At 69.1% G+C, this 6,443-nt stretch carries 2 protein-coding genes and 4 tRNA genes; all 6 read right to left on the bottom strand.

The features are described from left to right. Window positions 1–188: 188 nt before the first annotated feature. Window positions 189–263 (bottom strand) — tRNA-Asp (locus ABZT02_RS38160). A 94-nt stretch (window positions 264–357) separates the two neighbouring features. Further along, window positions 358–4,317: an ATP-dependent RNA helicase HrpA gene (gene hrpA / locus ABZT02_RS38155; protein ID WP_356026216.1), complete on the bottom strand. Its 3,960-nt coding sequence runs from the start codon at window positions 4,315–4,317 to the stop codon at window positions 358–360. Between the two features lie 115 nt (window positions 4,318–4,432). Continuing rightward, a tRNA-Phe gene (locus ABZT02_RS38150) sits at window positions 4,433–4,506 on the bottom strand. Between the two features lie 24 nt (window positions 4,507–4,530). Then, window positions 4,531–4,605, bottom strand: a tRNA-Asp gene (locus ABZT02_RS38145). A 38-nt stretch (window positions 4,606–4,643) separates the two neighbouring features. Further along, a tRNA-Glu gene (locus ABZT02_RS38140) sits at window positions 4,644–4,716 on the bottom strand. An 80-nt stretch (window positions 4,717–4,796) separates the two neighbouring features. Continuing rightward, on the bottom strand, window positions 4,797–6,392 hold the full coding sequence (locus ABZT02_RS38135; RefSeq protein WP_356026213.1) for a metallophosphoesterase: 1,596 nt from the start codon (window positions 6,390–6,392) through the stop codon (window positions 4,797–4,799). Between the last annotated feature and the right edge of the window lie 51 nt (window positions 6,393–6,443).

The following is a 6,443-nucleotide window of genomic DNA, read 5'->3' as shown; positions in this document are numbered from 1 at the left end:
GCGGCTCCGCCGCGGGTGCGGCCTCCGGGCGTGAAGAAGGCCCGCCCCCGTTGCCGGGATGCGGGCCTCGCTTCTGCTGCGGTCCTGACGGGATTTGCTGTGTCTGATTGCGGCTCCGCCGCGGGTGCGGCCTCCGGGCGTGAAGAAGGCCCGCCCCCGTTGCCGGGATGCGGGCCTCGCTTCTGCTGCGGTCCTGACGGGATTTGAACCCGCGGCCTCCACCTTGACAGGGTGGCGAGCACTCCAAACTGCTCCACAGGACCAGGTTTCGCGGCGCTTACTGGTGCGTTGCGCTGCGAGAAGGACTGTACAGGAGCTGGCGGGTCCTGGTCGAACTCACCCTCCGTGCGGGCGTCGTCACGGAGCCAGGGTGTCGATCGCCTTCACGATCCGCTTGTCGGAAATGGGGTACGCCGTGCCGAGCGCGTGGGCGAAATAGCTCACCCTGAGCTCCTCGATCATCCAGCGGACGTCCAGGACCTGCTGGGGCACGGGCCGGCCCTGGGGGAGCTGCTCCAGCAGCCAGGCGTACTCGTCCTGCATCTCGTGGACCTTCTCCATACGGGTCGTGTCCCGCTGGACGTTCGTCGCCATCTGCTGGAGCCGGCGGTCCGCCGCGACCAGGTAGCGCATCAGGTCGGGCAGGCGGCGCAAGCCCGTCTCCGTGACGAAGCCGGGCTTCACGAGCGCGTCCAACTGCTTGCGCACGTCCGCCAGGTTCGCCAGCAGCGCCGGGCTGCGTACGGCCTTCAGGCGCCGCTCACAGGCCTGCCAGGCGGCGAGCACCTGCTGCACCTGCCCGACCGTACGGACCGTGGTGTCGACGATCTCGGCGCGTACCTTGTCGTACAGCTTCCGGTACGACTCCTCGTCCCAGGCCGGCCCCCCGAAGTCCCCGATCAGCTTGTCCGCGGCCGCCGTCGCGCAGTCCTCGAACAGCGCCTGGATCGAGCCGTGCGGGTTCGCCGACAGGGCGAGCTTCTGGGGGTTCGTCAGCTTCTCGGAGGCGAACTTCGCCGGGCTCACCGGGATGTTGCGCACGATCAGCCGCCGCGTGCCCTTCCACATCGCCTCGGCCTGCTCGGCCTCCGTGTCGAAGAGACGGACGGAGACCGTGTCGCCGTCGTCGACCAGGGCCGGGTACGCCTTCACCGGCTGCCCGGCCCGACGGGTCTCGAAGACACGCGTGAGCGTGCCGATCGTCCAGTCGGTCAGGCCCTTGCGCTCCAGGGACTCCCCGCCCTGGCGCTCCGCCGTGGCCGCCGCGGCCTGCGAGAGGGCCTGGCGTGCCTTCGGCTTCAGCTGCAGGCGCAGGGACTCCAGGTCCTTGTCCTCGGCGAGCTTGCGACGCCGTTCGTCGACGATCCGGAAGGTGATCCGCAGATGCTCCGGGATCCTCGACTGGTCGAAGTCCTCCGCGTCGAAGGGCACGCCGACCATGCGCTTGAGTTCGCGGGCCATCGTGACCGTCAGGGGTTCCTGGAGGGGGACGGCCGTGGCGAGGAACCGCTGGGCGAAGTTCGGTGCCGGGACGTAGTTGCGGCGGATCGGCTTGGGGAGGGAACGGATCAGCTCCGTCACCAACTCCTCCCGCAGGCCCGGGATCTGCCAGTCGAACCCCTCGTCCTTCACCTGGTTCAGGACCTGGAGCGGGATGTGGACCGTCACACCGTCCGCGTCCGCGCCCGGCTCGAACTGGTACGTCACCCTGAACTTCAGGGGCCCCTGCCGCCACGAGTCGGGGTAGTCGGCCTTGGTGACCGCCTCCGCCGACTCCCGGATGAGCATCTCCCGCTCGAAGTCCAGGAACTCCGGCTGCTCCTGCCGCTTCCGCTTCCACCACGAGTCGAAGTGCGCCCCGGACACGACGTGTTCGGGCACCCGCTGGTCGTAGAAGTCGAAGAGCGTGTCGTCGTCGACCACGATGTCCCGGCGCCGCGCCCGGTGCTCCAACTCCTCGACCTCGCTGAGGAGTCGGCGGTTGTCGGCGAAGAACTTGTGGTGGGTGCGCCAGTCGCCCTCGACCAGGGCGTTGCGGATGAAAAGCTCGCGGGAGGCCTCCGGGTCGATACGGCCGTAGTTCACCTTCCGCTGGGCGACGATCGGCACGCCGTACAGCGTGACCTTCTCGTACGCCATCACCGCGGCCTGGTCCTTCTCCCAGTGCGGTTCGGAGTACGTCCGCTTCAGCAGGTGTTCGGCCAGTGGCTCGACCCACTCGGGCTCGATCTTGGCGTTGACGCGGGCCCAGAGGCGTGAGGTCTCCACCAGCTCCGCCGACATGACGAAACGCGGCTGCTTCTTGAAGAGCGCGGAGCCCGGGAAGAGCGCGAACTTGGCGCTGCGGGCGCCCAGATACTCGTTCTTGTTGCCGTCCTTCACGTCCTTCATGCCGATGTGCGAGAGCAGACCGGCGAGGAGGGAGACGTGGACGCTCTGGTCGGCCGCGTCCTCCTCGTTGAGATGGATCCCCATCTGCTTGGCGACCGTGCGCAGTTGGGTGTAGATGTCCTGCCATTCGCGAATGCGCAGGAAGTTCAGGTACTCCTGCTTGCACATCCGGCGGAAGGACGACGAGCCGCGCTCCTTCTGCTGCTCGCGGACATAGCGCCACAGGTTCAGGTAGGCGAGGAAGTCGCTGGTCTCGTCCTTGAAGCGGGCGTGCTGCTGGTCGGCCTGGGTCTGCTTGTCGGCCGGGCGCTCGCGCGGGTCCTGGATGGACAGCGCGGCGGCTATGACCATGACCTCGCGGGCGCAGCCGTTCTTGTCGGCCTCCAGGACCATGCGGGCGAGGCGCGGGTCGACGGGCAGCTGGGCGAGCTTGCGGCCGGTGTCCGTGAGCCGCTTGCGTACGTCCTTCTGCGCCGGGTCCAACGCGCCCAGTTCCTGGAGGAGTTGGACGCCGTCGCGGATGTTGCGGTGGTCCGGCGGGTCGATGAAGGGGAACTTCTCGATGTCGCCGAGGCCGGCCGCGGTCATCTGCAGGATGACGGAGGCGAGGTTGGTGCGGAGGATCTCCGCGTCCGTGAACTCGGGGCGGGCCTCGAAGTCCTCCTCGCTGTACAGCCGGATGCAGATGCCGTCGGAGGTACGGCCGCAGCGGCCCTTGCGCTGGTTGGCGCTGGCCTGCGAGACGGGCTCGATGGGCAGCCGCTGGACCTTGGTGCGGTGGCTGTAGCGGGAGATGCGGGCGAAGCCGGGGTCGATGACGTACTTGATGCCCGGGACGGTGAGGGAGGTCTCGGCGACGTTGGTCGCCAGAACGATCCTGCGCCCGGTGTGCGGCTGGAACACACGGTGCTGCTCGGCGTGCGAGAGCCGGGCGTACAGGGGCAGGACCTCCGTGAAGCGGTAGTTCTTCTTCACGAGGGCGTCGGCGGTGTCGCGGATCTCCCGCTCACCGGAGAGGAAGACGAGGATGTCGCCCTTGCCCTCGCCCTGGAGCTCCTCGACCGCGTCACAGATGGCGGTGATCTGATCGCGGTCGGAGTCGTCAGCGTCCTCTTCGAGCAGCGGGCGGTAACGGACCTCCACCGGGTACGTCCGGCCGCTGACCTCGACGATCGGGGCGTCCCCGAAGTGCCGGGAGAACCGCTCGGGGTCGATGGTGGCCGAGGTGATGACGACCTTGAGGTCGGGGCGCTTCGGCAGCAGCTGGGCCAGGTACCCGAGCAGGAAGTCGATGTTGAGGGATCGCTCGTGGGCCTCGTCGATGATGATCGTGTCGTAGGCGCGCAGCTCGCGGTCGGTCTGGATCTCGGCGAGCAGGATGCCGTCCGTCATCAGCTTCACGAAGGTCGCGTCCTGGTTCACCTGGTCGGTGAAGCGCACCTTCCAGCCGACGGCCTCGCCGAGCGGGGTGTCCAGCTCCTCGGCGACCCGCTCGGCGACGGTACGGGCGGCGATCCGGCGGGGCTGGGTGTGCCCGATCATGCCCTTGACGCCCCGGCCGAGCTCCAGGCAGATCTTCGGGATCTGGGTGGTCTTGCCGGAGCCGGTCTCACCGGCCACGATCACGACCTGGTGATCGCGGATGGCGGCCGCGATGTCGTCCTTCTTCTGGCTGACCGGCAGCTGCTCGGGATACGACACGGCGGGCACGCGGGCTCGGCGCGCACGCACACGCTCCGCGCCCTTGCCGACCTCCGCCTCGATCTCGGTCAGCACGGAGGCTCGCGCCTCCGGCTTGCGGATCTTGCGCGCGCCTTCGAGCCTGCGCCCGAGCCGGTGCGCGTCACGCAGGGACAGCTCGGTCAGGCGGGCGGCGAGATCCCCGAAGGCGGGGGTGCCGGGGGCGGGGGCAGGGTGCGTAGACATACGCGATCCAGGATCTCATCCCCGGGAAATTACTGGCGAACGGTTTTGTCCCCGGTGGTTCGCCTGCACGTTCACATACAACAAGACCCCGATCCGGAGATCGGGGTCTGTGCTGTGGCTGGGGCCGGGGTCGAACCGGCGACCTACCGCTTTTCAGGCGGTCGCTCGTACCAACTGAGCTACCCAGCCGCGAGGCTTCCGGGGAAACCTCAGCGGTCCTGACGGGATTTGAACCCGCGGCCTCCACCTTGACAGGGTGGCGAGCACTCCAAACTGCTCCACAGGACCAAGCGTTGTGCACGAATAGTGTCGCACACGGTGTTACGTGCCCCCAACGGGATTCGAACCCGTGCTACCGCCTTGAAAGGGCGGCGTCCTAGGCCGCTAGACGATGAGGGCTATCGGCCCGCCTGGGCGCTTCTCAGCGCGTCGGGGACGTGAGAAGCATATGGGATGCCGGGAGGTATCGCCAAAACGGTTTAGGGGCTCCCTGTGGGCGAGGCCGTGGACGAGCCCGTGAGTGAACCCGTGGGGGAGGGCGTCGCCCCCGGCTGGTTGTCCTCGGGGAGGTGGCGGCTGACCTCCGCCGTCGTGAGGCCGAGACCGCCGAGTTTGATCTCGTCCCAGGCCTGAAGGCGGCGGGTGTCGCGGTCCATGTAGAGGATCGAGGCCTCGATGGGGTCGGGGTACTTGCCCTCGACGGCCCGTAGCCCGCTGCCGCCGGTGGAGCCCTCGACCCGCAGCCGCGTGCCCTTCTTCATGACCTCCATCTCCTGGTGGTGGAGGTGGCCGGACAGGATCATCGGGACCTCGCCGTCGACCTCGCGCGCCGCCGAGGGTTCGTGGGCGATCGCGAGGTCGACCGGGGTGCCCGCGGCGCGCTGCTCGCGCAGGGCCGCGGCCAGGCGGTCGCCGGCCGCCTCCTGTGACTCGTCGGCCCCCGGGTTCGTCGAGCGGTCGGGGGTGAACTGGGGGTCGCCCATGCCCGCGAACCGCAGCCCGGCGATCGTCTGCGCCTTGCCGTTGTCGAGGACCTGGACGCCCTTGAGGCCCTCCAGGTAGCGCTGGGTGGTCAGGGAGTCGTGGTTGCCGCGGACCCAGACGTACGGCGCCCCGAGGTCGGGGATCGGGTCGAGGAAGCCGTTCTCCGCGGCCGTGCCGTGGTCCATGGTGTCGCCGGAGTCCACGATCACGTCGACCTTGTACTGCTCCACCAGCGAGGCGATGATCTTCCAGCTCGCCGGGTTCAGATGGATGTCGGAGACGTGCAGGACCCGGATGGTGGTGGGGTCCGGCTGGTAGGCGGGGAGCGTGGAGGTGACGTCGTAGAGCTTCGTCACGTTCGTCACCAGGCGGGCCAGCTCCTTCTGGTAGACGTCGAACTCGGTGACGATGCTGCGCGCGTTGCCGACCAGGGAGGGGGCGGAGGAGAGCAGCCCCGAGAACTTCGGCTCCAGGACCGATTCCGGGTTCCAGGTGGCGTACGCCGTGCCGCCGCAGGCCGCCAGGAGGGTGAAGGCGAGTCCGCCGGCCGCGAGGGCCCGGCGGGGGCGGCGGTAGACCGCGAGGCCGAGTGCCGTGGCGCCCGCCACCACGGCGACGCAGGAGCGCAGGGCGAGGTCGAGGGTGCCGTGCTCGACGTCCGTGGCGACCTCGTCCTGGAGGCCGGAGAGGCGCTCGGGGTGGTCGACGAGGGCCTGGGAGCGTTCCGGGTCCAGCTGGTCGACGTTGACGTCGAGGCGGACCGGGGCCTGGTGGCTGTCCAGTTGGAGCGCGCCGAGCGGGGAGACGTTGATCTTCGTGCCGCCGGACAGGGACGGGCGCAGCGTCATCGTCGTGTTCATGGGGCCGACCGGGACCCGGACGTTGCCGACGATCAGCAGTCCGAGCCAGGCACCCAGAAGGACGACGGCCACCAGGCCGAGGGCGCGGGCCCAGGGGTGCGGCTGGTGGACGAGCTCGACGGACGGGTGGGAGCGTCGCCTGCCGTACTGGCGGGCGAGGGCTCGCGGGGGCCTTCGTAGGGTGTTCAGGATGCTCCGGACGTTCAGGACTGCGGCGGGGACGCGGGCCATTGGTCCCCTATGCCCAGGTCCGCCCGCGGATATGCGGGCGTGCTCATGACT

The sequence above is a fragment of the Streptomyces sp. NPDC005402 genome (assembly GCF_040606575.1).
Lineage (GTDB): Bacteria > Actinomycetota > Actinomycetes > Streptomycetales > Streptomycetaceae > Streptomyces.
This window is presented reverse-complemented; position numbering and strand designations above follow the sequence as displayed.